The sequence below is a fragment of the Mesorhizobium sophorae genome (assembly GCF_002270415.1).
In the GTDB taxonomy this organism is placed as follows: domain Bacteria; phylum Pseudomonadota; class Alphaproteobacteria; order Rhizobiales; family Rhizobiaceae; genus Mesorhizobium; species Mesorhizobium sophorae.
Window position 1 is genome coordinate 261,727 of sequence record NZ_NNRI01000007.1, and the last position, 24,678, is coordinate 286,404.

General features: G+C 63.3%; 23 protein-coding genes and 1 pseudogene. 1 reads left to right on the forward strand and 23 read right to left on the reverse strand.

What is annotated here, in order from left to right:
• Positions 1-232: 232 nt before the first annotated feature.
• The 8 genes from rpsO to rimP form a co-directional block, all read right to left on the reverse strand.
• The gene (gene rpsO / locus CGZ66_RS05690; protein WP_006202929.1) at positions 233-502 is read right to left on the reverse strand and encodes a 30S ribosomal protein S15; all 270 of its coding nucleotides are present in this window, start codon (positions 500-502) and stop codon (positions 233-235) included.
• A gap of 182 nt (positions 503-684) precedes the next feature.
• A complete protein-coding gene (gene corA, locus CGZ66_RS05695; RefSeq protein ID WP_095082411.1) occupies positions 685-1,779 on the reverse strand; it encodes a magnesium/cobalt transporter CorA in 1,095 nt (364 codons plus the stop codon).
• A gap of 99 nt (positions 1,780-1,878) precedes the next feature.
• Positions 1,879-2,874 carry a tRNA pseudouridine(55) synthase TruB gene (gene truB / locus CGZ66_RS05700; RefSeq protein ID WP_095082413.1) on the reverse strand — a complete coding sequence of 332 codons (996 nt, stop codon included), beginning with the start codon at positions 2,872-2,874 and terminating at the stop codon, positions 1,879-1,881.
• The gene (gene rbfA, locus CGZ66_RS05705; RefSeq protein WP_095082415.1) at positions 2,874-3,299 is read right to left on the reverse strand and encodes a 30S ribosome-binding factor RbfA; all 426 of its coding nucleotides are present in this window, start codon (positions 3,297-3,299) and stop codon (positions 2,874-2,876) included. The genes truB and rbfA overlap by 1 nt, the downstream gene beginning before the upstream one ends.
• 140 nt (positions 3,300-3,439) lie before the next feature.
• A complete protein-coding gene (gene infB / locus CGZ66_RS05710) occupies positions 3,440-6,007 on the reverse strand; it encodes a translation initiation factor IF-2 (protein ID WP_095082417.1) in 2,568 nt (855 codons plus the stop codon).
• Positions 6,004-6,654, reverse strand: a complete 651-nt coding sequence (locus CGZ66_RS05715) for an RNA-binding protein (RefSeq protein ID WP_095082419.1) — start codon at positions 6,652-6,654, stop codon at positions 6,004-6,006. Before CGZ66_RS05715 ends, infB begins: the two co-directional genes overlap by 4 nt.
• Before the next feature lie 38 nt (positions 6,655-6,692).
• Positions 6,693-8,288, reverse strand: coding sequence for a transcription termination factor NusA (gene nusA / locus CGZ66_RS05720; RefSeq protein WP_095082421.1), 1,596 nt, complete (start codon positions 8,286-8,288; stop codon positions 6,693-6,695).
• A 49-nt stretch (positions 8,289-8,337) separates the two neighbouring features.
• Positions 8,338-8,985, reverse strand: a complete 648-nt coding sequence (gene rimP / locus CGZ66_RS05725; RefSeq protein ID WP_095082423.1) for a ribosome maturation factor RimP — start codon at positions 8,983-8,985, stop codon at positions 8,338-8,340.
• Positions 8,986-9,274: 289 nt separating this feature from the next.
• Here rimP and CGZ66_RS05730 point away from each other — a divergent pair, with 289 nt between their 5' ends.
• Entirely contained in the window at positions 9,275-9,439 is a 165-nt protein-coding gene (locus tag CGZ66_RS05730) for a hypothetical protein (RefSeq protein ID WP_095084276.1), read from the forward strand.
• 70 nt (positions 9,440-9,509) lie between these two features.
• Here the strand turns inward: CGZ66_RS05730 and trmB are convergent, their stop codons facing one another.
• The 15 genes and pseudogenes from trmB to CGZ66_RS05805 all read right to left on the reverse strand — a co-directional run bounded on the left by trmB (position 9,510) and on the right by CGZ66_RS05805 (position 24,670).
• On the reverse strand, positions 9,510-10,211 hold the full coding sequence (gene trmB / locus CGZ66_RS05735) for a tRNA (guanine(46)-N(7))-methyltransferase TrmB (protein WP_095082425.1): 702 nt from the start codon (positions 10,209-10,211) through the stop codon (positions 9,510-9,512).
• Positions 10,212-10,234: 23 nt separating this feature from the next.
• Complete coding sequence (metK, locus tag CGZ66_RS05740) at positions 10,235-11,500, reverse strand: methionine adenosyltransferase (protein WP_095082427.1); 1,266 nt, start codon at positions 11,498-11,500, stop codon at positions 10,235-10,237.
• A 170-nt stretch (positions 11,501-11,670) separates the two neighbouring features.
• Positions 11,671-12,090, reverse strand: a complete 420-nt coding sequence (locus CGZ66_RS05745) for a helix-turn-helix domain-containing protein (protein ID WP_095082429.1) — start codon at positions 12,088-12,090, stop codon at positions 11,671-11,673.
• Positions 12,091-12,231: 141 nt separating this feature from the next.
• Positions 12,232-13,824, reverse strand: coding sequence for an apolipoprotein N-acyltransferase (gene lnt / locus CGZ66_RS05750; RefSeq protein ID WP_095082431.1), 1,593 nt, complete (start codon positions 13,822-13,824; stop codon positions 12,232-12,234).
• Positions 13,825-13,919: 95 nt separating this feature from the next.
• On the reverse strand, positions 13,920-14,390 hold the full coding sequence (locus CGZ66_RS05755; protein WP_095082433.1) for a VOC family protein: 471 nt from the start codon (positions 14,388-14,390) through the stop codon (positions 13,920-13,922).
• A 128-nt stretch (positions 14,391-14,518) separates the two neighbouring features.
• Positions 14,519-15,592: a hemolysin family protein gene (locus tag CGZ66_RS05760; RefSeq protein WP_095082435.1), complete on the reverse strand. Its 1,074-nt coding sequence runs from the start codon at positions 15,590-15,592 to the stop codon at positions 14,519-14,521.
• A gap of 28 nt (positions 15,593-15,620) precedes the next feature.
• Positions 15,621-16,127, reverse strand: coding sequence for an rRNA maturation RNase YbeY (ybeY, locus tag CGZ66_RS05765; protein WP_095082437.1), 507 nt, complete (start codon positions 16,125-16,127; stop codon positions 15,621-15,623).
• A 17-nt stretch (positions 16,128-16,144) separates the two neighbouring features.
• Positions 16,145-17,137, reverse strand: coding sequence for a PhoH family protein (locus CGZ66_RS05770; protein ID WP_023758127.1), 993 nt, complete (start codon positions 17,135-17,137; stop codon positions 16,145-16,147).
• Between the two features lie 83 nt (positions 17,138-17,220).
• Positions 17,221-18,630 carry a tRNA (N6-isopentenyl adenosine(37)-C2)-methylthiotransferase MiaB gene (gene miaB / locus CGZ66_RS05775; RefSeq protein WP_095082440.1) on the reverse strand — a complete coding sequence of 470 codons (1,410 nt, stop codon included), beginning with the start codon at positions 18,628-18,630 and terminating at the stop codon, positions 17,221-17,223.
• An 83-nt stretch (positions 18,631-18,713) separates the two neighbouring features.
• Positions 18,714-19,514 carry a lyso-ornithine lipid O-acyltransferase gene (gene olsA, locus CGZ66_RS05780; protein ID WP_095082442.1) on the reverse strand — a complete coding sequence of 267 codons (801 nt, stop codon included), beginning with the start codon at positions 19,512-19,514 and terminating at the stop codon, positions 18,714-18,716.
• 85 nt (positions 19,515-19,599) lie between these two features.
• The gene (rimI, locus tag CGZ66_RS05785; protein WP_095082444.1) at positions 19,600-20,094 is read right to left on the reverse strand and encodes a ribosomal protein S18-alanine N-acetyltransferase; all 495 of its coding nucleotides are present in this window, start codon (positions 20,092-20,094) and stop codon (positions 19,600-19,602) included.
• Positions 20,094-20,771 carry a tRNA (adenosine(37)-N6)-threonylcarbamoyltransferase complex dimerization subunit type 1 TsaB gene (tsaB, locus tag CGZ66_RS05790; protein ID WP_095082445.1) on the reverse strand — a complete coding sequence of 226 codons (678 nt, stop codon included), beginning with the start codon at positions 20,769-20,771 and terminating at the stop codon, positions 20,094-20,096. Before tsaB ends, rimI begins: the two co-directional genes overlap by 1 nt.
• Positions 20,772-20,881: 110 nt before the next feature.
• Positions 20,882-21,988, reverse strand: a complete 1,107-nt coding sequence (locus CGZ66_RS05795; RefSeq protein ID WP_095082446.1) for a DUF1513 domain-containing protein — start codon at positions 21,986-21,988, stop codon at positions 20,882-20,884.
• 2 nt (positions 21,989-21,990) lie between these two features.
• Positions 21,991-23,070, reverse strand: coding sequence for an imelysin family protein (locus tag CGZ66_RS05800; protein WP_095082448.1), 1,080 nt, complete (start codon positions 23,068-23,070; stop codon positions 21,991-21,993).
• Positions 23,070-24,670, reverse strand: a pseudogene (locus CGZ66_RS05805) (di-heme oxidoreductase family protein). Before CGZ66_RS05805 ends, CGZ66_RS05800 begins: the two are co-directional and overlap by 1 nt.
• Positions 24,671-24,678 lie beyond the last annotated feature (8 nt).

Genomic DNA, 24,678 nt, shown 5'->3' on the forward strand with positions numbered 1-24,678 from the left:
GCGGATGCCCTTTCCCTGGCTTCCTTTCTCGGGCAGCCACGGGCAAGACAACGGGAAGCTCGGGTGATTTCAGCGCGGCGAGCGCGCGAGCGTCCTGCAATCCTGCCCCATGACCGTCCATGGGCGGTTTCGAGTGGCCCTCTGCACGCTCGAAACCGGGTCTGGCCAGTCGATACGACTGGCAGAATGCGCGACCGGCGGGCCCTCCGAAGAAAGCCCGCCGGTCAATTCGTCAACGGCGCAGACCGAGCTTCTCGATCAGCGTCTGGTAGCGCGCGTCATCCTTGCGCTTGAGATAATCAAGCAGGCTGCGGCGCTGGGAGACGAGAGCGAGCAGACCACGGCGGGAATGGTTATCCTTCTTGTGGTCCTTGAAATGGTCGGTCAGGTTCTTGATGCGCTCGGAAAGGATGGCCACCTGGACTTCCGGAGACCCGGTATCGCCCTTGGCGGTTGCGAATTCACCCATCAATTCCTGTTTGCGCTCGGCAGTAATCGACATCGTGTTTTTCCTTATCTGTTTGAGGAAACGGGTCGCCCTCAGCCGGGATGTCGTCCAGCAGGGGCCGGTGCAAGCAAAGCGTCATAGCGCTATGCTGCGGCGCGTATAGTGCAATTCCCGAGAAAACACCAGCCCAATTCACAAGCCGGCTTTTCAGCCCAAAATGACAGGTTTTATCCTTGTTATAGCCATTTCTTCCATTTGAAGAAGGCGATCAGCCCAAACGCGACAAGCGCCATGAACAGCAACGATGCCGGATAGCCATAATAGGCTTTCAGCTCCGGCATGTTCCAGGGCGAAGACTCCGGATCGAAATTCATACCCCAGATGCCGACCAGGAAGGTGAGCGGCATGAAGATGACCGAGACGATGGTGAGGTAGCTGATGACGTCGTTGGTGCGCGCCTGGCTCAGCGACAGATGCATCTCGATCAGGCCGGTCAGCATGTCGCGCTGGGTTTCGACCAGTTCGATCAGCCTGAGCGAATGGTCGAGCGTGTCGTTGAGAAAGATCTTGGTCTCAGCCTTCACATAGGGCACGTCGTTGCGGATCAGCGTTGCCAGCGCATCGCGCATCGGCCACAGCACCCCCTTCAGCACATTGGCATCGCGCCGCAATTCATGCAGCTGCCGCATCTGATGCTTGTGCGTCGTGTGCAGCATTTCGTCCTCGATGCCGTCGACCATGTCGCCTGCGGCCTCGATCGGCGGGAAATAGCTGTCGACGACAGCGTCGATTAGCGCGTAGGCGAGGTAGTCGGCGCCGCGCGCGCGCAACCGGTTGGGCGCCGAGCTCTCGATGCGCTTGCGCACCGGATTGAACGGATCGCCTTCACGCTCCTGGAAGGTGACGACGAAGTTGTTGCCGAAGAAGACGGCGATCTGCTCGTAGCGGTGCGACGTGACATCATCGATCATCCTGACGACGACGAAGGCATGATCCTCGAAGAAGTCGACCTTCGGCCGCTGGCCGGTGTTGACGACGTCCTCCAACGCCAGCGGATGCAGGCTGAAAATGCGGCCGATCTCCTCGATCAGCGGAATGTTGGCGAGGCCGGTGCAGTCCAGCCAGATGACCGGCCATTTGTCGCAATGGGTGTTCAGGTCGTCGATGCTGGCATTTTCGATGGTCTTGAATTTCTGCGGTGAGATGAGGGTCAGCCGCAGTTCCGAGCGCCGCGCCGCCGGATCGGCGATCAGCGTGCCGGGCGACGCCCCGACCGGCGGCCGCCGCGTCTTCACCGGCGCCCGCTTTTTCACCGCCTCGGCCTTTTCCATATGCCCCTCGAGCGTAAAGTCGACCTGAAGTTAGAACCTCGTTTTGTCGCAATTCCGGACGGAAAACCGCTCTCGCTTTTCCTGGAATTGCCTTGGCCGTCAGCCGGCAAAGACCCGCTTGGGCTTGAACATGCCTTGCTCGATGGCACCGATGGCGACCAGCTTGCCGCGCGCCGTGGCGCAGGCTTCTTCGGCTTCCACCGGTGCGTCGCGGCCGCGGATGATGACCGGATTGCCGAGGCGGATTTTCGTCGCCGCGTCGTCGCTGATGGCGACCTGCGGCAGGCAGTCGAGGGCAGCGGATGTATCCACCAGAAGTGCGTCGATGGCGTCGAAGTCGATCGGCGCTGCCACCGCGCCAGCGGCTTCAACCGTGTCAGCGGCATCTGTCGCGCCCGGGTCGTCTTCACCCGGCACGCCGAAACGGGCGGCCTCCAGTTCGGCGATGGTGACGAAGTCCTGCGGCGTGAACGGCTCGACCTCGACCCGGCGCAGTTCGGAAATATGGCCGAAACAGTTGAGATCGCGGCCCATGTCGCGGGCCAGCGAGCGCACATAGGTGCCCTTGCCGCATTCGACTTCGAAAACAGTATGGTCGGCATCGTGCTCGACAATATCGAGCCGGCCGATCTCGACCTCTCGTGCGGGTATGTCGACCGTCGCGCCGTCGCGGGCCAGATCATAGGCGCGCTCGCCTGATATCTTGATGGCCGAGAATTGCGGCGGCGTCTGCATGATGACGCCGGTGTATTTAGGCAGCAGCGCAAGCACCTCGGCTTCCGCCGGACGCAGGTCCGAGCTCTTCGTCACCGGACCTTCGAGGTCATCGGTCGAGCGCTCCTGCCCCCAGGCAACGGTGAAGCGATAGATCTTGGCGCCGTCCTGCACGTAAGGCACGGTCTTGGTGGCTTCGCCAAGCGCGATCGGCAGCATGCCGGACGCCAGCGGATCGAGCGTGCCGGCGTGGCCGGCCTTTTCCGCCTGGAACAGCCATTTGATCTTGGAGACGGCTTCGGTCGAACCCATGCCGACCGGCTTATCCAGGACCAGCCAGCCCGAGATCGGCCGGCCCTTCTTCTTGCCGCGACGCGCCACTATTCGGTGTCCTTGTTGTCGTCTTTGTCCTGGCCTTCGGAACCCAGATCGCGCGCCACTTCGGGCGACTTCAAGAGATCGTTGATCCTGGCGAAATTGTCGAAGGAGGTGTCGAGCTTGAAACGGAACTCCGGCATAAACTTCATCTGCCGCAGCGCGCCGGAGACACGGCCACGCACGAACTTCGCATGCTTGTTCAGCGCCTCGACCACCGCATCGGTATCCTTGGCGCCGAGCGGCGAGACGAAGGCGGTGGCAACCTTCAGGTCGGGCGACATGCGCACTTCCGAGACCGAAACCACGGTGTTCTCGATCAGCGGATCGATGATCTCGCCGCGCTGCAAGGTTTCGGACAAGGCATGGCGCACCTGTTCGGCGACGCGCAGCATGCGCTGGGATGGGCTGGATGTGGTTGGACGGGGCATTTTTCTCGATCCTGAAAGCGTGAGGCGCGGGATGGAACCGTGCCGCATGTCTCATATGGTCATTCTCAATAGGACCTGCTCAATAGACTTGGGGGCGGCGGTCTTTCGACCACCGCCCGGTATCGACAAGTCACTCGAACTCAGAGCGTACGGGTCACCATCTCGACGCGGAAGCACTCGATGATGTCGCCGACGCGCATGTCCTCGTAGTTCTGGAAGGCCATGCCGCACTCCTGGCCGCCGGGAACTTCCGCAACCTCGTCCTTGAAGCGCTTCAGGGTCTTCAGGGTGCCTTCGTGGATGACGACGTTGTCGCGGATCAGACGCACGCCCGCACCACGCTCGACCTTGCCTTCGGTGACACGGCAGCCGGCGATCTTGCCAACCTTGGTGATGTCGAAGATTTCGAGGATCTGCGCATTGCCGATGAAGGTCTCGCGACGCTCCGGCGACAGCAGGCCCGACAGAGCCGCCTTCACGTCATCCACAAGGTTGTAGATGATCGAGTAATAGCGGATTTCGATGCCCGCGGCAGCGGCGGCGGCACGTGCCTGCACGTTGGCACGAACGTTGAAGCCGATGATCGCCGCACCCGAAGTCTCCGCCAGCGACACGTCGCTTTCGGTGATGGCACCGGCGCCGGCATGGACGATGCGCGCACGCACTTCGTCGGTGCCGAGCTTGTCGAGCGCCGCGTTGATCGCCTCGATCGAACCCTGCACGTCGCCCTTGATGACCAGCGGGAATTCCTTCAGCCCGCTCGTCTGCAACTGCGACATCATCTGCTCGAGCGAACCGCGCTGACCGGCATGCTTGGCAACCGCCTTCTCGCGCGCCAGACGCTGGCGATATTCGGTGATCTCGCGGGCACGGGCTTCGTTGTTGACCACGGCGAAGCGGTCGCCGGCCTGCGGGGTTCCCTGCAGGCCAAGCACTTCGACCGGCATCGCCGGCGGTGCTTCCTTGATTTGCCCGCCACGATCGTTGACCAGCGCGCGCACCCGGCCCCATTCGTTGCCGGCGACAAGGATGTCGCCCGGCATCAGCGTGCCGGTCTGCACCAGCACGGTGGCGACGGGGCCACGGCCCTTGTCGAGTTGAGCCTCGATGACAACACCCTCGGCGGTACGGTCCGGATTGGCCTTGAGGTCGAGGATTTCGGCCTGCAGCAGGATCGCCTCGAGCAGCTTGTCGAGATTGGTGCCCTTGGTCGCCGACACTTCGACGTCCAGCACTTCACCGCCCATAGATTCGACGAAGACCTCATGGCGCAGCAGTTCGGAGCGCACCTTCTGCGGATCGGCATCATGCTTGTCGATCTTGTTGATCGCCACGATGATCGGAACGCCGGCCGCCTTGGCGTGGCTGATCGATTCGATCGTCTGCGGCATGACGCTGTCGTCGGCCGCAACCACCAGGATGGCGATGTCGGTCGCCTGGGCGCCACGAGCACGCATCGCCGTGAAGGCAGCGTGGCCGGGCGTGTCGATGAAGGTGATCTTGTGACCGTTCTTCTCGACCTGGTAGGCGCCGATATGCTGGGTGATGCCACCGGCTTCGCCGGAGACGACATTGGCATTGCGGATGGCGTCGAGCAGCGAGGTCTTGCCGTGATCGACATGGCCCATGATCGTCACGACGGGCGGACGCGTCACCAGGTCCTCGGCATTGTCGGCGATGTTGAACAGGCCTTCCTCGATGTCGGACTCGGCGACGCGGCGGACGGTGTGGCCAAATTCGGTGGCAACCAGCTCCGCGGTATCGGCGTCGATGACGTCGCCCGGCTTCAGGATCTGGCCCTGCTTCATGAAGAACTTGACCAGGTCGACCGCACGCTCGGACATGCGTTGCGCAAGTTCCTGGATGGTGATGGTCTCTGGCAAGATCACTTCGCGCATGACTTTCTCGCGCGGCTCATTGTGCATCGCGCGCTTGAATTTTTCCTGGCGGCGGCGCATCGACGACAGCGAACGGGCTCGCGCGTCCTCATCGGACAATGCGGAATTCAGCGTCAGCTTGCCACGACGGCGATCTTCCTCGGCCTTGGTCGGCTTGGCCGGACGCGCCACTTCAGGCGTGACAGGACGGCGCACCGGCGCGCCAGCGCCAATCCGCTTCGGCTTGACCTCTTCCTCGTCGTCGACCGTTGCCAGTTCTGCGGCCAGCGGCGCGCGGCGACGTGCCTCTTCCTCGGCGCGACGGCGGGACTCTGCCTCGGTCTGCAACCGCGCCTCTTCCTCAGCCTGGCGGCGCGCGGATTCTTCGCGCTCGCGCTTGCGGCGCTCTTCGTCCTCGGCGCGGCGCTTGGCGTCCTCGGCAGCGCGCTGTCGGTCCTCGACCTCGCGCACCTTCGAGCCTTCGAGCGCCCTGCGGCGCGCTTCCATTTCACTGCGCGACAGTTCGTTCAGCACCATGCCGCTGCGCTCGACCGGAGGCGGCGGCGGTGGCGGCGCCTTCGGCGCTTCCTGCACGACGGGTGCGGCCACAACCACCGGCTTCGGTGTGAAGACGGGTGCGGCAACCGGCTCCGGCTTGTCGCCGGGCATCGAGAACTTGCGCTTCTTGGTTTCGACGACGACCTGCTTGGTGCGGCCGTGCGAGAAGTTCTGGCGCACAGTGCCCTGTTCCATACCGGGGCGCTTTAGCGTCAAGGTCTTCTTCGGCGTCACACTCAGCGTATTGTCGTCACCCGATTTCGTATCGCTCATTCCATATCCTCTGCGGCATCATCTTCGTCAGCAACAGCCGCAAGCATTGCCAGATCGTCCGGGGAACCGCCCCGATACCGGTCGAGCGCAACCATGCGCTTCTGGACCGCCCTGCCCGCGTCTCCCGCGAGAACGGCAGCATGTATCACATTTGTACCCCCCAATGCCAAGCTCAACTCGGCCTCGGAGAAAAGTTTGTAGGCAAGGATAGCAGGCCCGCCAAGATGGACCGTCGCCCGTCGCGCCTGGCTGATCTTGCGCACGCCGTCGTCGGACGCCTCGGTCGCATGGAGCACGAAAAGCGCCAATCCGCCGCGCACCGCGCTCTCGACCTTGGTGGCTCCAAGAGAAATCGCGCCTGCCTTGCGAGCAAGCCCAAGCATGCCCAGAGCGGATCTGGAAAGCAGCCCGTCGACCATGCCGCCAAGATCGGGCGGCACGACCACCTGTGCCTTGAAGGCGCGGGCAAAAAGGTTCTTCGTCGCCGCCTTGTCGATATGTAGGCGGTCGGCGGTCACCCAGCAACCACGGCCGGGCAAATTTCTCTTGATGTCGGGAACGACGGCCGAATCCGGGCCGACGACGAACCGGATCAATTCATCCGGTTCGGCCTGCCTGCGGGTGACGATGCAGGTGCGATCGTTCATCTCGTCCAAGGGCGGGTTCGGTGCGATGCGGTTTCACCTCACGCACCAACGGCTTCGTCAGCCGTTTCTTCTTCGGCTGCAAGCTCGTCTTCGGTGATCCAGCCAGCCTTGAGGCGAGCGGCCAGAACCATCTGCTCGGCATCGGCGCGTGTCACGCCATGACTGGCCAGCACGCCCGGATAAACTTTCGTCTCGCCGTCCTTTCGTTCCTTCCAGCCGGTCAGGTCGTCGGCGGCATAGCCGGCGAAATCCTCGATTGTCTTCACGCCGTCCTCGCCGAGCGTCACCATCATGGCGGTCGTAACGCCGGGGATTTCGCGCAATTCGTCGGAGACGCCGAGCGCCTTGCGCTTGTCGTCGTGCTCGGCTTCGATCTTCTCCAGATACTCGCGGGCGCGGGTCTGGATCTCCGAAGCGGTGTCTTCGTCGAAGCCGTCGATCGAGGCGATTTCGCCGGAATCGACATAGGCGACTTCCTCGACGCTGGTGAAGCCTTCGGAGGCGAGCACCTGGCCGACCATCTCGTCGACGTCGAGGGCTTCCATGAACAGCGACGAACGCTCGACGAATTCCTTCTGGCGACGCTCGGATTCTTCGGCCTCGGTCAGGATGTCGATGTCCCAGCCGGTCAGCTGCGAAGCGAGCCGCACGTTCTGGCCGCGGCGGCCGATGGCCAGCGACAGCTGGTCGTCAGGAACCACGACTTCGATGCGCTCGGCATCCTCGTCGAGCACGACCTTGGCGACTTCCGCCGGCTGCAGCGCGTTGACGATGAAGGACGCGGCCGAAGGCGACCACGGAATGATGTCGATCTTCTCGCCCTGCAATTCGCCGACGACGGCCTGGACGCGGCTGCCGCGCATGCCGACGCAGGCGCCGACCGGATCGATCGAAGAATCACGCGAGATGACGGCGATCTTGGCGCGAGAACCGGGGTCGCGGGCGACCGACTTGATTTCGATGATGCCGTCATAGATTTCCGGCACTTCCATGGTGAAGAGCTTGGCCATGAACTGCGGATGGGTGCGCGACAGGAATATCTGCGGGCCGCGCTGCTCGCGGCGCACGTCGTAGACATAGGCGCGGACGCGGTCGCCATATTTGTAGTTTTCGCGCGGGATCAGTTCGTCGCGACGGATGATCGCTTCGCCACGGCCGAGATCGACGATGACGTTGCCATATTCGACACGCTTGACGGTGCCGTTGACGATTTCGCCGATGCGGTCCTTGTATTCGTCATACTGGCGGTCGCGTTCGGCCTCACGCACCTTCTGCACGATGACCTGCTTGGCCGACTGGGCGGCGATGCGGCCGAAATCCATCGGCGGCAGCTGTTCGGCGATGAAGTCGCCGAGCTGGGCGTCGGGATTGCGCTCGCGCGCCGAAGAAATGGCGATCTGGGTGGCGTAGTCGTCGACCTTCTCGACCACTTCCATCAGCCGCTGCAGCTTCATCTCGCCGGTGTTCGGGTTGATGTCGGCGCGGATGTTGGTCTCCTGGCCGTAACGCGAACGCGCCGCCTTCTGGATCGCATCGGCCATGGCGGCGATGACGATCGACTTGTCGATCGACTTTTCACGCGCGACCGCATCGGCAATCTGCAGCAGTTCAAGCCTGTTGGCGCTTACAACCATCGTTTTTCTCCCGAGCCTGTTTGCCGGACCTTTGCGCCCGGCAGCTCAATCATAGTTCCTGTTCGGTTTCGTTTTCCGCGCCGGCATCCGCACCCTCGGGCGCATCATCGTCCGGTTCGCCGCGGCGTTTCTTGGCTTCCTTGCGCGCCCTGTTGTCTTTCGACAGGGCATCGCGAATGAGATCGTCGGTCAGGATCAGGCGCGTTTCGGAAATCGCGTCATAGGGGACCCGCACCGTCGGCTCCTCGCCATAGGCGGCCTTTTCGCGCTCGATCAGCACATCGTTGTCACCGGCCTCGACGATCTTGCCCTTGAACCGCTTGCGGTCGGCGACGATGATCGACGTCTCCATCTTGACCAGATGGCCGGTCCAGGTCGCGAAATCCGATTTGCGGACCAGCGGCCGATCGATGCCGGGCGACGAGACTTCGAGGTGATAGGCCTTTTCGATCGGGTCATCAACGTCGAGGGCCGGCGACACCGCGCGGCTGACCTCTTCGCAATCCTCGACGGTCATGGTCCCGTCCTCGCGTTCGGCCATGATCTGCAGCGTCAGCCCGTTCTGGCCCGACAGATGCACCCTCACGAGGCGGAAGCCGATGCCGCGCAGAACCGGCTGGACGATCAGCGCGATGCGCGCATCGATGCCGCTTTCGCGGATGATGCGGTCGTCGCCTTCGCTTGCCGTTGCAGTCATTCGATCCCTGTCGTTCTACCCGAAGCTACCGGCAGGTAATAAAAAAGAGCGGGACCGGGTGGACCCACTCTTCGTCATACCGACCAAGAATTTGAGGCTGATATAACCGATCATGGCCGCTGTTTCAAGCCCGCCGTACCCGCACGGACAAAAGCCGTGGCAACGACAGTGTTGCGCCAGACGCATGGCCTCCATGCGGCAGTACCCCTGTGAGCCTCAACGCTGCATCACCATTTATGTTGCATCGCACAAAGATGACGACACGTCACAGCAGCGAAAGGATACGACCATGACCAACCGCAAGATTCTATCCGCCATAGGCGATCTCTTCACGACATTTGGCAGTGCAGTCGCCGCGTCGCGTTCCGTGGAAGCCGGCCGCAGGCCACGCGCGGACGACCTGCGCAAGCTCGGCATGGATCCGGCTGTCTTCAACAGGATCGGCCGTTTCTAAGGATTTGGCGGGCTGACGACGCACGCGCTTGCCGCCGGCTCACGCCGGAGGCCGCGTGCGATCGGCCCGCTTACGTCCTGATGAAGGTAAGATAGGCGGGCTGCCGGCCCTCACGAACAGCCTTCGCCTCGTAACGCGTACCCGGCCAGCCATCGTAGGGCCGATGCCAATCCGCCGCCTCCGAGGCCTGCCACGCGAATGCGCCATGCACCCGACAGTGCAGCAAGGTCCAGTTCACATAGGTGTCGATATCGGAGGCGAAGCGGAATTTTGAACCCGGCTTCAGCACGCGCGCGAAACGGTCGAGATTGATCGGGCTGACGAAACGGCGCTTCCAGTGCTTCTTCTTCGGCCACGGATCCGGATAGAGAAGGTCGATGCCGGCGAGCGAGGCTTGCGGCAGCCAGTCGAGCAGCCGGGTGGCGTCGTCATCATAGACCTTGAGATTGGCAAGCGGCTTTTCCCTCACCGCCATCATCATCTTGGCCATGCCGTTGACGAATGGCTCGACGCCGATAAAGCCAATCGATGGCGCCTCGGTGGCGCGATGCAGGAGATGTTCGCCGCCGCCGAAGCCGATTTCGAGCCGAACCGCCGAAACATCCGCTTCAAACAGGGTGCTGAGATCTGCCGGCGGTTCAGCTGTCAGATCGAGCCGATATATGCCGAAGCCGCTTTCCAGTGCGGCCGCCTGCTGCGGACGCATGGTCTTGCCGCGCCGGCGACCGAAGAAGGCTTCGGTCGCGCGGCTTGGTCTGTCCTTCGGGTCCATGGCAGGACTTTGCGGCGCCGCTGTCAGGCGGCGACCGCGTCCTTGAGCGCCTTGGCGAGATCGGTCTTTTCCCAGGAGAAGGACCCATCGCGGCCGGCCTTGCGGCCGAAATGGCCATAGGACGACGTCTTGGCGTAGATCGGCTTGTTGAGATCGAGATGGCGGCGGATGCCTGACGGCGACAGATCCATCACCGTGCGCAGCGCCTCTTCAAGCTTGGCCTCGTCGACCTTGCCGGTGCCGTGCAGGTCGACATAGACCGACAGCGGCTGGGCGACGCCGATGGCGTAGGAAAGCTGAATGGTGCAGCGGTCGGCGAGTTTCGCCGCCACGACGTTCTTGGCGAGGTAGCGCGCCGCATAGGCGGCGGAACGATCGACCTTGGTGGTGTCCTTGCCCGAAAAGGCGCCGCCGCCATGCGGTGCGGCACCGCCATAGGTGTCGACGATGATCTTGCGGCCGGTGAGGCCAGCATCACCGTCCGGGCCGCCGATGACGAACTTGCCGGTCGGGTTGATGTACCACATGCAATCGTCGGCGATCTTGAGTTCACCAAGCGCCTCGCGGATATAGGGTTCCACGACCTTGCGGACCTTCTTCGAATCCCAGGTCGCGTCGAGATGCTGGGTCGACAGCACGATCTGCGTCGCCTCGGCGGCCTTGCCGTCGATGTAGCGGACGGTGACCTGGCTCTTGGCGTCCGGGCCGAGCTTGCCGGCCTCGCCGTTGTTTTCGTGACGGGCGGCGGCCAGCAGTTCGAGGATCTTGTGGCTGTAGTAGATCGGCGCCGGCATCAGGTCCGGCGTCTCGCGGCAGGCATAGCCGAACATGATGCCCTGATCGCCGGCACCTTCCTCGCCCTGACGGTCGGACGCGTTGTCGACACCCTGGCCGATATCGGGCGACTGGCCGTGCAGGAGAACCTCGATCTTGGCCGTCTTCCAGTGGAAGCCGGCCTGCTCGTAGCCGATCCCGCGGATCGCCTTGCGGGCGACGGATTTGAATTTTGCCGGGTTCACGACCGGGTGGCCGGCGGCATCCTTGAGGATGTTGCCTTCCTTGTCCTTCTTCAGCAGCGTCTCGGGGACGCGCACCTCACCGGCGATGACGACGCGGTTGGTGGTGGCCAGCGTCTCGCAGGCGACGCGGACTTTCCATGGGTCCATGCCGGTCTTCTTGGCTTCGCGATAGACCAGATCGACGATCTCGTCGGAGATACGGTCGCAGACTTTGTCGGGATGGCCCTCGGCAACGGATTCCGAGGTAAAGAAGTAATTCTGCCGCGTCACGGGTGTCCCCTCTTGAAAAAACGATCGGCAGGCTGCCGATTTTGGCGCGCCACGTGTTAGCGGGGTGGAGCGCCGCTCGTCAAGCGGTGCTGCCGTTCTGGCATGAATGTCGATGCAGTTATCTTGTGCCACCGGCGGCAGGCTGCCGCCGGTCCAAACGGGATTGCGGATCAGTCGAGATCGTCCGTGGAGAGCGATTTGACCAGGTCAATGATCCTGCGGCGCACCTTGGCATCGGCAATCTTGACAAAAGCGCGGTTGAGCTGAAGGCCTTCAGGACTGCCGCAGAATTCGACGGCGAAAGCCATCGACGTATCTTCGGCAAAGCCACGGCCGGGCGCGGCCTCCTGGCCGGGCGCATCTTCGAAAAAGAAGGCGACTGGCACGCCGAGAATCGACGCGATCGCCTGCAGGCGGCTGGCGCCGACGCGGTTGGTGCCCTTTTCATATTTCTGAATCTGTTGAAATGTGATGCCGAGATTCTCGCCCAGTTTCTCCTGGCTCATTCCCAGCATATTGCGGCGAAGCCGGATGCGACTGCCAACATGGATGTCGATCGGATTCGGTTTCTTCTTGTTGTCTTCTGTCATTTTTTCCTCGCCGAATTTTTTCGGCTTTCTCTATTTTTTTCTTGCCCAAACGACGCCGGCGGCAACTGCCCCAACAGAACGATCCACCGACTTCGAGAAATTTTCAGGCACTTACAGTATGAGTTTCTAATGTGTGGGCTGTCAATTCACCCGTAGCCTTTGCCTTACGTTCAACAATGCGGCGGCGATGGCAAACAGCAACATGATCAGCATTCCGTTAATGCGCCTTTGGCCGGCGGATATGACCGCCCGCCCGGAAATCGGCACGTGCGCATCGATGGCGCCGCGCGCATCGATCGCCAGCGCATCGACGACGCGCCCGCGCGTATCGACGACTGCCGAGATACCGTTGTTGGCAGCACGCAACAATGGCAATCCATTCTCCACCGCACGGATCTGGGCCTGCCTGAAATGCTGATACGGACCCGGCGTGTCGCCGAACCACGCATCATTGGTAACGTTCACAATAAGCTGCGCTGACGTAGCGTCAACTGCCACCAGATCGGGAAAGATCACCTCATAACAGATAAATGGCAGCGCACGGATGCCGTCAGGCAAAGTGATGGCGTGCCGCTCGTTGCCGGCCGCAAATGTCATCGGCCCGGCAACCAGTTGCTCGATGCCGAAACGCTCGAGCAGATCGGCGAAAGGCAGGTATTCGCCGAACGGCACCAGATGAACCTTGTCGACGGCGTCGGCGATTTCACCCTTGTCGTCGATCGCCACCACGGAGTTGTAGTAGCGGCTGTCGGCATTCGCCGCCGAGCCGCCTTCCTCGCGGACGACGCCGGCGATCAGCATCTGGCCGGGTCCGAGCATGTCGCCCAGCGCCGTCAACGCGTCCGGACGCTCGGTGAAGAGGAACGGCACCGAGGTCTCGGGCCACAGGATCAATTGCGGCTTTTCATGACCGGGGTCCGGCGCCTTGGCCGACAGCCCCATCAAAGTTGCGAAGATGCGGTCGCGCACCGAGGCATCCCACTTTTCCGACAGATCCACGGCCGGCTGGACGATGCGGACATCCAGGCTGTGCGTCGCCGGCTTTTCGGGAGTGGCAAGCCTGACATAGCCGAAACCGATATGGGCGGCGGCGAGGACGGCAAACAGTGCCGCGCCGAGGCGCAGATGCCGGCGCGCCACCAGCAGCGCCGGCAATGCGAAGACGAACACAGCGAGCGCGTTCATGCCGATCATGCCGGTCACCGAGACGCTCTGCATCAGCAAGGGCACGGGCATGGCCGCATAGCCGATCGCATTCCACGGAAAACCGGTGAACAGGAAGTCGCGCAGCCACTCCGCCAGCCCAAAACCAAAAGCAAGGGCGGCAATGCGGCCGATATCGCTGCTCCACAGCAGTCGAGCAACCATTGCCGCAAAGCCGTAGAAAAAGGCGAGTGCGAAGGGAATGCCGACCACCGCGAAGGGAAGCGCCCAGGCAAAACTGTCGGCCTCGACCAGCAGTGCCGAGCCAATCCACCAGAGGCCGGTAAGGAAATAGCCGAAGCCGAACCACCAGCCGACGGCGAAGGCAGGCCGCAGGCGACGAAACAGGCTGCCGGAGGCTTCGCCGGTGGCGCCATCGATCAGCCAGACCAGCAAGGGAAACGAGATGAAACAGGCCGCGAAGAAATCGTAAGGGGCCTGGCCAAGCACGGCAAACGCCCCGGCGAGAAACGCCACCAGCGCGCGCCGCCAACCCCAAAGCAGAATTATCCGGCCGGCCAGGCGCTCCATGCAAACTTCCGAGTCGCGCGAATCAGGAAGCAAGATTTAACAGGCCGCGGTCCGCGCTCCAAACGCCGGATGGCTGGCTACAATGCAAGCTCCGCCTACCGGTGCCAGCCGTCGATGCGCACGCCGCCCAACCGTTCGGCCTCTTCACGCGAAACAGCGCGAATGGTCTGGGTGAAGGTCCAGACATGGCCTTCGGGATCACGTGCCCGATACTGGCGCTCACCGTAGAACTGATCCGCAGGCTCCTGGATGATCTCGGCGCCGCTCGCCCTGGCGTGCTCACAATGGGCGTCCAGGCCGTCCTTCAGCCGCACATAGACTGATTGGGTGTTCTTGCCGGAGACGGAAGCGGGGCTGGCGACGTAATCGGTCCATTCGGAATCGACGATGATGTAGCCGTCGCCGAACCGCATCTCGGAGTGGACGAGCCTTCCATCGGCGTCGCTGACCACCATGCTGCGCTCGAAGCCGAAGGCCGTTTCCAGCCAGTCCAGAGCGGCGCAAGGGCCCCTGTAGAACACCCCGGACCCCAAGGTGGAATGCTTGAAGGGGTCCTCGACCGTCATCCGCGAGCGCTTATGTCCTTGTTTTGTCGCATGATGTTCGTCCGAAAAGTCTGCAACCTTTCGGCATCGTGCTTTGGTCTTGTCGCATGATGTTTATCCGAAAAGTCTGCAACTTTTCGGCATCATGCTTAAGCCTGCTCGGTGCGTGCGGCGCGCCGGCGGCGCTCGCCCTTCTGGCTCTGCACGATGCGCACGCGCTTGACGCGGCGCGGATCGGCATCAAGGACGTGGAATTCGAAGCCGGGGATGGCCTGCACCACCTCGCCGCGCGCCGGCACGCGGCCAAGCGTGTTGAAGATCATCCCGCCGATGGTGTCGACATATTCGCCATGTTCGCCGGCGGCGAAATCCTCGCCGATCATTTTGGCGACGTCGTCGATCTCGGCCTTGCCGTCGACGATGAAGACGCCGTCGCCGCTCTGGGTGATCATGGGCTCATCGTCGTCATGCTCGTCCTCGATGTCGCCGACCACCATCTCGACGATGTCTTCCAGAGAGGCAAGGCCATCGGTGCCGCCATACTCGTCGATGACCAGCGCCATCTGCGTGCGTGTCGTCTGCATGCGGCCCATCAGGTCGGAGGCAAGCATCGACGGCGGCACGAACAACACCTGGCGGATCAGGTTGAGGTCGCCAATGGTGCGGGCTAGGTCGACCTGCGTGAGGTCGAGAACCGTGGCCGCAGGGGTTTTCCGTGTCGAGCGGCCCTTCTTGACGCGCGCGATCTTCGTGATGTGGGCCAGCACGTCGCGAATGTGCACCATGCCGCGCGGATCATCGAGCGTCTCGGAATAGACCGGCATGCGCGAATGGCCGGACTGCTCGAAGGTGCCCAGGAGATCGCCGAGCGTCGTCGTGATCTCGACCGCCTCGATATCGGCGCGCGGCACCATGACGTCCTCGACGCGCACTTCGCGCAAGCGCAGGATGTTGTTGAGCATGGCGCGTTCGCCTGGCGAGAAGGCGCCGGCGTCGCTCGCTGTTTCGGCAAGCGCCCCGGCGATTTCCTCACGCAGGCTGGTTCCGTTGCGCTGCCGGAACAGGCCCAGCACGCGGTCGAACAGAGAGGGACCGGCTGGCGATGTTTCGCTGGCAACGCTGCCGGTAACGGTACTCGGACTTGATCCCTCTTCCGACGTATCGGAAGCCTTGTTCGCACTGCCGGCGTCGGGGCGGGCGGCAGTCTCTGGTTTGTCGTTCATCGTCGTCCGGTCAATTGGTCAGACGTAGTTACGCGTAGGGATCGGGAATGGCAAGCCTCGCGAGCGCTGCGCGCTCGATGGCCTCCATCGCATCGGCCTCGGCATCGGTCTCGTGGTCATAGCCCAAAAGGTGCAGCAGGCCATGGACCACGAGATGAGTGATATGGTTCTCGACAGGCTTGTCTTCCAGTGCCGCTTCACGCGCGACCGTCTCGGCGGCGAGCACGATGTCACCCAGCATTGGCGGCAATGGAGCGCCTTGCACAAGCGGAAAAGCTGGGAAAGACAAGACGTTGGTCGGTTTGTCCTTGCCGCGCCAGCCGGCGTTGAGGGTCCGGATATGGGCGTCGTCGGAAAAAACGAGGCTGAGTTCGGAACGGCCCGCCACGCCGGTTTCGGCAAAAGCAGCCGCGACAGCGCGATCGACCAGCCGTGTTAGGCTTGCCTCATCGGGCCAATCGCCCGCTTCGACTGATATATCAATGTCGACGGGGACCGGACGTGCCCCGTCGCCGGATATGTTGTCCTCAGGCATGAGGCCGCATCGTCACATCAATTCTCGGCGCCGAGGCCGCGCGCCAGTTTGGCATCCCGGTCATACGCCCTGACGATTTCCGCCACCAGCGGATGGCGGACGACGTCGCCATCGTTGAAGCGCACGGTTACCGCGCCGGCCACGCCGTCCAGCACGCGCAAGGCTTCGACCAGGCCGGATTTGGTGTTCGAGGGCAGGTCGATCTGGGTCGGATCGCCAGTGACGATCATGCGCGAGTTCTCGCCGAGACGGGTCAGGAACATCTTCATCTGCATCGGCGTGGTGTTCTGCGCTTCGTCGAGGATGACGGCGGCATGCGCCAGCGTGCGGCCGCGCATGAAGGCGAGCGGCGCGATCTCGATCACCTCCGCGGCAATGGCGCGCTCGACCTTGTCGGCGGGCATCATGTCGTAAAGCGCATCATAGAGTGGCCGCAGATACGGATCGACCTTCTCCTTCATGTCGCCCGGCAGGAAGCCCAGCCGTTCGCCGGCCTCCACGGCCGGCCGCGACAGGATGATGCGTTCAACCATGCCGCGCTCAAGTAGCATCGCGGCATGCGCCACCGCCAGATAGGTCTTGCCGGTGCCGGCCGGGCCGATGCCGAACACCAGTTCCGACCGCTCCAGCGCGCGCATATAGGCGTCCTGGTTGAGCGAGCGGGCATAGATCGTCTTCTTGCGGGTGGCGATTTGGGCGGCGGAGACCTTCCCCTTGCGTTCCAGCGTCGGCAAGGTCAGCTGATCGTCGGCGGCAATCGCCATGCGCACGGCGCCGTCGACGTCGGACTGGCCGATGTCGACGCCCTTCTGGAGAATGCCGTAGAGATTGTCCAAAGCCCGGCGGGCCTGCTCGGCGGCCGACGCCGAGCCCTTTATCGTCAACTGGTTGCCGCGCGAGCGGATGTCGACGCCGAGCTTCTGCTCGAGCCTAGCCAGATTTTCGTCGAACTGACCGTAAAGGGCGCTGGCAAGCTTGTTGTTGTCGAAAGTCAGAACGATGTGCGCCATGTCAGAAGCCCCAGACGCCGGTGCCGGGGGCAGGCTCTTCACTTCTGCAGCGCTCAACCGTCTCTCCTCATCTGCCGAGACCCTCAGGCCAATTCGGCGAACAGGCTGTTGTAGCCCGTCTTCGTGATTCGCACCTGGATAATGTCACCGATTTCGCCGGCCTTTTCATCAACAATAACCGGCTGCAGCCAAGGTGAGCGGCCGACCCTCTGGCCGGCCTGGCGGCCGGGCTTCTCGATCAGCGTGTCGATGGTGCTGCCGACGAGGCTTGTGCCGAAATCCTGCTGCTGCTTCAGAAGCAAGGCCTGCAGCCGCTGCAGGCGCTCATCCTTGACCGTTTCCGGCACATGGTCAGCCATCTCGGCGCCCGGCGTGCCGGGACGCGGCGAGTATTTGAACGAGAAGGCCGAGGCATGGTTCACCTGGCGCACCAGTTCCATGGTCGCCTCGAAATCCGCCTCGGTCTCGCCCGGGAAGCCGACGATGAAGTCACCGGAAAGCGCGATATCCGGTCGCGCGGCACGAATGCGGTCGAGCAGCGTCAGATAATCCTTCGCGGTATGCCTGCGGTTCATCGCCTTGAGGATGCGGTCGGACCCGGATTGCACCGGCAGATGCAGATAGGGCATCAACGCCGGCAGATCACGATGGGCTGATATCAGTTCATCGTCCATGTCGCGCGGGTGGCTGGTGGTGTAGCGTAGCCGCGCCAGCCCTGGGATTTCGGCCAGCCTGAACAGAAGGCTGCCAAGGCCCCATTCCTCGCCGTTTTCGCCCTCGCCATGCCAGGCATTGACGTTCTGGCCAAGCAGCGTCACCTCGCGCACACCGGCTTCGGCCAGCCGCTGCGCCTCGGCAACGATCTGCGCCACCGGCCGCGACACTTCGGAGCCCCTGGTGTAAGGCACGACGCAGAAGGTGCAGAACTTGTCGCAGCCTTCCTGCACGGTGAGGAACGCGGTGACGCCGCGCTTGATGACCTCGGCGCGCTTGGGCTGCGGCAGATGCTCGAACTTGTCCTCTATGGCGTAGTCGGTCTCGACGATCTTTTCGCCGCCGCGCACCCGCGCCAGCACGTCGGGCAGCCGGTGATAGGTCTGCGGGCCGATGACCAGATCGACGGCCGGCGAACGGCGGATGATCTCGGCCCCTTCGGCCTGCGCCACGCAGCCGGCGACGCCGACCAGCATCTCGCGGCCTGCCACGGCGCGTTCCGCCTTCATATCGCGGATACGGCCGAGCTCGGAATAGACCTTTTCGGCCGCCTTCTCCCTGATATGGCAGGTGTTGAGCAGCACCAGATCGGCCTCGCCGATGGCATCGGTGGCAGTATAGCCGTCGGCGGCCAGCGCATCGGCCATGCGCTGTGAATCATAGACGTTCATCTGGCAGCCATAGGTCTTGATGAAGACCTTTCTGGTGGCTGCCGCCGGCACGGCCATCGCTTCGGCCGCGGCGTCGATGTCGTCACGCTCTATCGTGTTCAAGTCCATCCGGCGGCTTCTAACGCCTTTCCGTGACAAAAAACAGACGATTCTCCGCGCAGCCGTCACGCACTGGCGCACCCATCACCAGTCTACCGGCTCGGGCGCGGATCGGCGAGTGCCGCCTGCATCATCGCGCGCACCTGGCTTTCCATCAGCTTCGACGTTTCCTTGCGGTTCGAGCCCTTGGAAAAGGCGATCGGTTCGCCGAAATGCACCTCGACGTCGAGTGCCCCCTCCTTCAGCAACACCTTGAGATGCGGCATCAGGTCTTCATCGCCGATCCAGGCGGCAAGCGGCCGGTGCCGACGGCCGAGCGGCACGCCGTGCAGGCGCGTGTAGGCGATCGCCACCGGCTGGATGAAGACCTGTTCGGCCGCGCCTTCTGAAATCGCCATCGAGGCGGCGCCAAACAGCGTGCTCTTGAAGGGCAGGACGATGTTGCCGTCGCCGGTCGATCCCTCGGCGAACAGCACCATGGCGTCGCCCTTGGCCATGCGGCTGGCGATCTCGCTTGCCTGGTCGCCGGACGAACGCTTGCGCTCGCGCTCGATGAAAACGGTGCGCTGCAGCTTCGACAGCATGCCGATCAGCGGCCAGCCTTCCATATCGGCTCTGGCGATGAACTTCACATCGACCATTGAGCCTAGCACCATGATGTCGGTCCAGGAGATGTGATTGGACGCGACCAGCAGTGGACGTTTGTCGGACAGCGCACCCTTGACATGGATGCGCATCCCCAACGCCCGGACGATCAGCCTGTGCCAGATCTTGAGGATGAAGGTCTCCGGCCACCAGCCGGTCTTCATCGACAGGATCTGCAACGGCACCAGGACCAGCGAACCGGCGGCGACGAGGCCCAGCGCTAGGAAGATCCTGATTTTTCCGTTCATACAGTCCCGGCCCTGCCGTTACAGCGCCGCGCGTCCTCTTTGGAAGCGCTGGGGACACTATAACCCTTGGATTTGGCGCTTCTGGCTAGCGAAGATCGCGGCGCATGACAAGCGCCCCGGTCGGTCCGTGCTCGGACGACCTGTAGTAATTGGGGCGTTTGCCGACTTCGCGGAAGCCCAGTCGCCGGTAGAGGGCTATCGCCGCGACGTTGGTCTCGTCGACCTCGAGGAACAGCGCTTCGGCGCGCTGAGCGTGCAGTTCGCGCAGCACAGCATCCATCAACTGCCAGCCCAGTCCCTGCCGGCGATGCGAGCGCGCCACCGCGACGGTCAGGATCTCGCCCTCACCGGCCGCCAGCCTGGCCAGCACGAAGCCGACCGGCGGCTTGGCGCCCTGCCCGGTCTCGCGCGCGGCGTAGCCGAACACGGTGTCCTGTTCGAGCAAGGCAGCGAATTCGCCGTCGGTCCAGGGGCGGACAAAATCCTCGCGATGCAGCAGCGAGACCGCCGGGCTGTCGGTGATCCTCAGCGGCTCGAGCGCATAGTCCCGGCGGCGTGGTTGGAGAAAAGGTATGCGCATTAGTTTTGTTGCCTTGACAAAATGAACCCAGCCTGTGGCTTGGCGTCCGCGCCACGCAAATAAAGCGGTTTCGGCCTTTCGCCCTCGCCCTTGCCGGCCGCTAGGCGAGCGTAGGTGAGAATGTCGGCGGTGGCCGTCTCGGGGCCGATATCGAAGGCGCGCCCTGCTGAGGCAGCGATTTGCGCAGCCGCGGTGCCGGCGAGCACCGAAGCGCTTTCCGTCGCCATGGCCACGGCACTCGCCAGTGTGGTCACAGCCGGACCGTAAGTCAAAGCTGACATTTCATCGAAAAGGGCAGCGTGGAGTTCCTCGCGGCCGGCGTCGAGCGCCGGCAGTACGGTACGGCCGGGAAATCTCGCTGCTGCCTCGGCGGCCAGCGCCTCCAGCGTCGTCACCCCGATCGCCGGAACCTTCAGCGCCAGCGCCAGGCCGCGCGCGGTCGAGACGCCGACGCGCAAGCCGGTGAAGGAGCCGGGACCGACAGAGACGGCGATGACGCCGAGACCGGCATAGTCGGTTGCGCCTGCCTTCAGCGTTTCAGCGATGGCGGCCATCAGGTGCTCAGCATGGCCCTTGCCGAGATCGAGCACCGAACGGCCAAGCTCCTGCTTCGCCTCGGTGTCATAGACGCAAGCGGCGCAGAGGTTGGCGGCACAGTCGATGGCAAGCAATTTCATGAAACGACCGGTTCGAGAAACAATTCCCTGTGCCCGCCACGGCCCGCCACCGCAAGGGGATAGTGCATAATTTGTTAAGCGGCTTCGGTTCGGCTTGGCCGGAAAAGTAGCTACGCGGCCCGTTCGATGCGCAGCATATGGTTGTCCCAGACATAGTCCGGTTCGGAGCGTATCGCTCCGCTGCCCTCGATGATTTCGCCGGCGCCTGTGGTCGCCATGAAGCTCGTTCCGTCGGGTGCCACGCCGCAGACCTCGACCAGCGCGCTGTTCGAGACGACCCGGCCGCTCGCCGCGTCGATCACCACAAGCGAATTGCCTTCCGGTGAAGAGACGGCGACGGTGCCGGCAACCGGATTGGCGGCGACCGACCCGATATAGTTGCGGAAGCCGGACAGCACGTCCTGCGGCATGTCGAGCAGTTGCAACTCCTTGCCACGCGCGGCGCGGCCGACCAGCAGCGGACGATCGGTGCCCGGCCCCCTGTACTGACAGCCGAACCAGACGGTGCCGGACCGGTCGGTATCCATGTGGCGGATCGACAGCTGGTGCAGTGCCGCCGGCAGTTCGTGCTTCTCGATGAGGTCTCCGGTGACGCGGTCGATCAGCACATAGGACGGCTTCATGGTGGCGATGTTGAGCTCGGCGCGGCCATAGTCCGGATGGGTCTCGATGCCGCCATTGGCAACCGCAATCGTCTTGCCGTCGCCCAGGAGCAGAAGCTCGTGCGGACCCATGCCATAGGTCGGGAATTCGCCGATGCGGCTGAATTTCGCCCGCGCATCGTAGATACCGACCACACCGGCGGCATTGTCGAAATCATTCTCGGTTGCATAGAGCAAAGCGCCGTCGGGCGAGAACACGCCATGGCCGAAGAAATGCCGGCCGGTGATGCTGGTGATGGTCAGCGGCTTCTCGCGGCCCGAATGATCGAAGACCACGGCGAAAGTGCCCGGCTGGCGAGCGAAGACCACGGAGCGCTTCGAGACCGGATCGAAAGTGACGTCGTGGCCGCGATCGGGCAGGTCGATCGCATGCAGGAGCTTGCCGGCCTCGGACAGGACGGCCGCGCCATAACTGCCGTCGCGCTTGACAAAGGCGGTAGCGAAGACGGCGTCGGCCGCCAGTGTCGTTGTCCAAGCCGACGGCGCCATCGCGGCGGCAAAACCAGTGCCTGCGGCCCGGAGGAAATCGCGGCGGTCGATCAGCGGCGTACGCATGCTCAGTCTCCGTCGAGCGACGAGAACCCAGCGGTGAGGCCGAATTCGGCGGTCAGCCTCGAGCCGATCAGGGTCGACAGGCTGGAGGTAATCAGCGCGAGATGGTCGAGCTTTTCGCGCAACGCCGGATCGGCAAGTGCCTTGTCGATCGGACCGCCGACCGCCTTGGCGGTGGCGACACCGTTGACCAACTGGATATGGATCGATTCCGCCATCCAGCGCGCGTCCGGCGGCAGCGCGTCACCGAGCTTCGAGGCCTGGAACAGATTGTCTATTCCCGACAGATTGGCGGCCAGCGAATTGGTGGTGTTCTGCGACCGCCAGTAGATTGCTTGCCTGGGCTTGTCCGCATCCGGCTTGCCGCCGAAAAAGCCCTTCAGGCGCACGTCGCGCACCATTTCCAGTTCATTAATGAGAACACCGACCAGTTCGGTCACCGCTTCGTTGCCGTCGCGATAAAGCGCATTCTGCGGCCCCGGATTAGCCCAAAGGGCGGCAAAACCGTCAGGCTTGTTCCAGGCGGCGCTTACCTCGCCGGCCATGGTTTCGATGTTGCCGGCAACCGCGGCGCCATAGGCACAACGATAGGGATCGGCCTTGCCCGTCAACGCCTCGGCGCCATCACCGTAAAGGACGAATTCCAGCGCGCCCAGCCCCTGCATGGCGACGCTCTTGCCGGCCAGCTGTGCCGGATCGGTTGCTGTCGGGTCCTTGTCGGACAGCGCCGCCTGCACCTGCTTCAGGCCGATGCTCTTGCGGTCCGGCCAAAACAGCATGCGCTCCAGCCGGTTGTTCTCCTTGATCGGCCCGAACCCGATGATCTCGGCTGACGACCAGGCATCGACCGTCGCCGAAAACTGGGCCCGCGCCGCATCGAGGTCTTCTTGAGAGGGCGCGGCGCAGAGCGTGTGCATTGACTTGGTCAACCGGCCGGCGTGGTCGTGCAGGCTGGCATAGGCCGGGCGGACAAAGCCGTCGATTGCCCGCTGGATGATTTCGGAGGCTTTCACAGTCGCCGACGCCGGGACGATACCCAGCAGGGCCAGCGGCAGAACAAGAACCAGTGCAGAGCGCTTGAGCATTACAGTGACTCCAGGAATTTGAGCAGCGCATCACGGTCGGCCGCGCTGGCGGCGGCAAAGCGGTCGCGCGTCTTCTGCGCCTCGCCACCATGCCACAGGATCGCCTCGGTCAGGCTGCGCGCGCGGCCGTCATGCAGGAAGAAAGAATTGCCGTTGACTGTTTCGGTGAGACCGATGCCCCACAGTGGCGGAGTGCGCCACTCATTGCCTGTCGCTTCGCCCACGGCCTGGTCGTCTGCCAGATCCGGCCCCATGTCGTGCAGCAGGAAGTCGGAATAAGGCCAGATCAACTGGAAGGCCTGCGCCTTGTTAGGCGTATCGCGACGGGTGACGAATTTCGGCGTGTGGCAGGCAATGCAGCCTGTCTCGTAAAAGATTTTCTTGCCGGCGAGCACATGCGGTGTGTCGAGGTCGCGGCGTGCCGGCACCGCCAGGTTCTGCGAATAGAAGGTGACGAGATCCATCACCGGCGCCGGCGCCTCGACCGGGCCGAGGCGCCGCTGCACGCCATTCGGCATGGCCAGGCATTTTTCCTGTGCGGCGGTGCAGTCGCCCCAATGTTTCGGCTCTTCCGGCGTCGAGATGCCGATGTCGCCGGCAAAGGCATCCGCCGCCTGCTGGCGGATCGATGCGGTCTGCGCCTTCCAGCCGAAACGGCCAAGCGTCAGCTCTCCGCTCTGGCCGTCGCGCACGATGTTGGGCCTGCCGGAAATGCCGTCACCATTCCGGTCGTCCGGGTCGGCATTGGCAAGGATATCCGCCGGTGCGATCTCCTCGATCAGGCCAAGGCCGATCATCGGCGGCGTCAGGCGCGGCGACAACGTGGTGCGCGGATCAAGCGACCCATAGCCGGGATCGATGACCGAATAACTGGGTTTGCGCAGCGAAATCACGGTGCCGTCCGCCAGCGTCACCTGCCGTTCCTGATAGTCGACATGCATCCTGCCTTCGCCGCGCAGGCCAGGCACGGCCAGCTCCTGTAATTGCGTGCCGTAGACCGGGTCGGGAAAATTGAGCAGCCTATGGTCGGCAAGCGCTGCCTTATCTTCTGCGCTGCTTGCCTCGCGGGCCAGCCGCAGGAACATCGACGTGGTGCCGACGTCGCCTTGCGGCGGGCGGCCGCGGCCATCCTTCAGATGGCAGTTCTGGCAGGCGCGTTCATTGAACAGCGGACCGAGCCCGTCAGAAGCCTGCGTCGAGGATGGCGACGACACCCAGTTCTTGCGGAACAGGGCGTTGCCGAGCTTGAAGTTACTCTCTTCCTCGAAGGTGATGTTGGCCGAGGGTTGCGAGAAGGATCGCGGCTGACGTCCTTCCTGGACGTGCCGGCGCCCCCTTGCATCCGTTCGAACTGCTCGGGCTTGGAAAAATCCGACGTCGGCCTGGTGATGGCGGTGACGCGCGCCTGATCCTTCGGATTAAGGTCGGTGCGCGTGGTGGCGAGGCCTACGGGCTGAAGGTCGCCGGCAGTCGCGGAAGACGTGAAGGCCACCACGAGGATGACGCAGCGCCCGCGCGCCGATCCGCTTGGCGTTTTGTGTCGAGGCGGCGAGCCATTGGCCCGCCGCAAGCGGCGCACGAATTCTAGCAGGCGCCGCATTCCCGCAT

Coding starts and splice junctions, on each gene's coding strand:
- CGZ66_RS05795 (WP_095082446.1), bottom strand. CDS start 21,988: ATGCGTACGCCGCTGATCGACCGCCGCGATTTCCTCCGGGCCGCAGGC.
- CGZ66_RS05715 (WP_095082419.1), bottom strand. CDS start 6,654: ATGAACGATCGCACCTGCATCGTCACCCGCAGGCAGGCCGAACCGGAT.
- rbfA (WP_095082415.1), bottom strand. CDS start 3,299: ATGCCCCGTCCAACCACATCCAGCCCATCCCAGCGCATGCTGCGCGTC.
- lnt (WP_095082431.1), bottom strand. CDS start 13,824: ATGGAGCGCCTGGCCGGCCGGATAATTCTGCTTTGGGGTTGGCGGCGC.
- miaB (WP_095082440.1), bottom strand. CDS start 18,630: ATGGACTTGAACACGATAGAGCGTGACGACATCGACGCCGCGGCCGAA.
- nusA (WP_095082421.1), bottom strand. CDS start 8,288: ATGGTTGTAAGCGCCAACAGGCTTGAACTGCTGCAGATTGCCGATGCG.
- CGZ66_RS05730 (WP_095084276.1), top strand. CDS start 9,275: ATGACCAACCGCAAGATTCTATCCGCCATAGGCGATCTCTTCACGACA.
- rpsO (WP_006202929.1), bottom strand. CDS start 502: ATGTCGATTACTGCCGAGCGCAAACAGGAATTGATGGGTGAATTCGCA.
- trmB (WP_095082425.1), bottom strand. CDS start 10,211: ATGGACCCGAAGGACAGACCAAGCCGCGCGACCGAAGCCTTCTTCGGT.
- CGZ66_RS05745 (WP_095082429.1), bottom strand. CDS start 12,090: ATGACAGAAGACAACAAGAAGAAACCGAATCCGATCGACATCCATGTT.
- olsA (WP_095082442.1), bottom strand. CDS start 19,514: ATGAACGGAAAAATCAGGATCTTCCTAGCGCTGGGCCTCGTCGCCGCC.
- rimI (WP_095082444.1), bottom strand. CDS start 20,094: ATGCGCATACCTTTTCTCCAACCACGCCGCCGGGACTATGCGCTCGAG.
- tsaB (WP_095082445.1), bottom strand. CDS start 20,771: ATGAAATTGCTTGCCATCGACTGTGCCGCCAACCTCTGCGCCGCTTGC.
- CGZ66_RS05800 (WP_095082448.1), bottom strand. CDS start 23,070: ATGCTCAAGCGCTCTGCACTGGTTCTTGTTCTGCCGCTGGCCCTGCTG.
- ybeY (WP_095082437.1), bottom strand. CDS start 16,127: ATGCCTGAGGACAACATATCCGGCGACGGGGCACGTCCGGTCCCCGTC.
- CGZ66_RS05760 (WP_095082435.1), bottom strand. CDS start 15,592: ATGAACGACAAACCAGAGACTGCCGCCCGCCCCGACGCCGGCAGTGCG.
- CGZ66_RS05770 (WP_023758127.1), bottom strand. CDS start 17,137: ATGGCGCACATCGTTCTGACTTTCGACAACAACAAGCTTGCCAGCGCC.
- infB (WP_095082417.1), bottom strand. CDS start 6,007: ATGAGCGATACGAAATCGGGTGACGACAATACGCTGAGTGTGACGCCG.
- corA (WP_095082411.1), bottom strand. CDS start 1,779: ATGGAAAAGGCCGAGGCGGTGAAAAAGCGGGCGCCGGTGAAGACGCGG.
- rimP (WP_095082423.1), bottom strand. CDS start 8,985: ATGACTGCAACGGCAAGCGAAGGCGACGACCGCATCATCCGCGAAAGC.
- CGZ66_RS05755 (WP_095082433.1), bottom strand. CDS start 14,390: ATGACGGTCGAGGACCCCTTCAAGCATTCCACCTTGGGGTCCGGGGTG.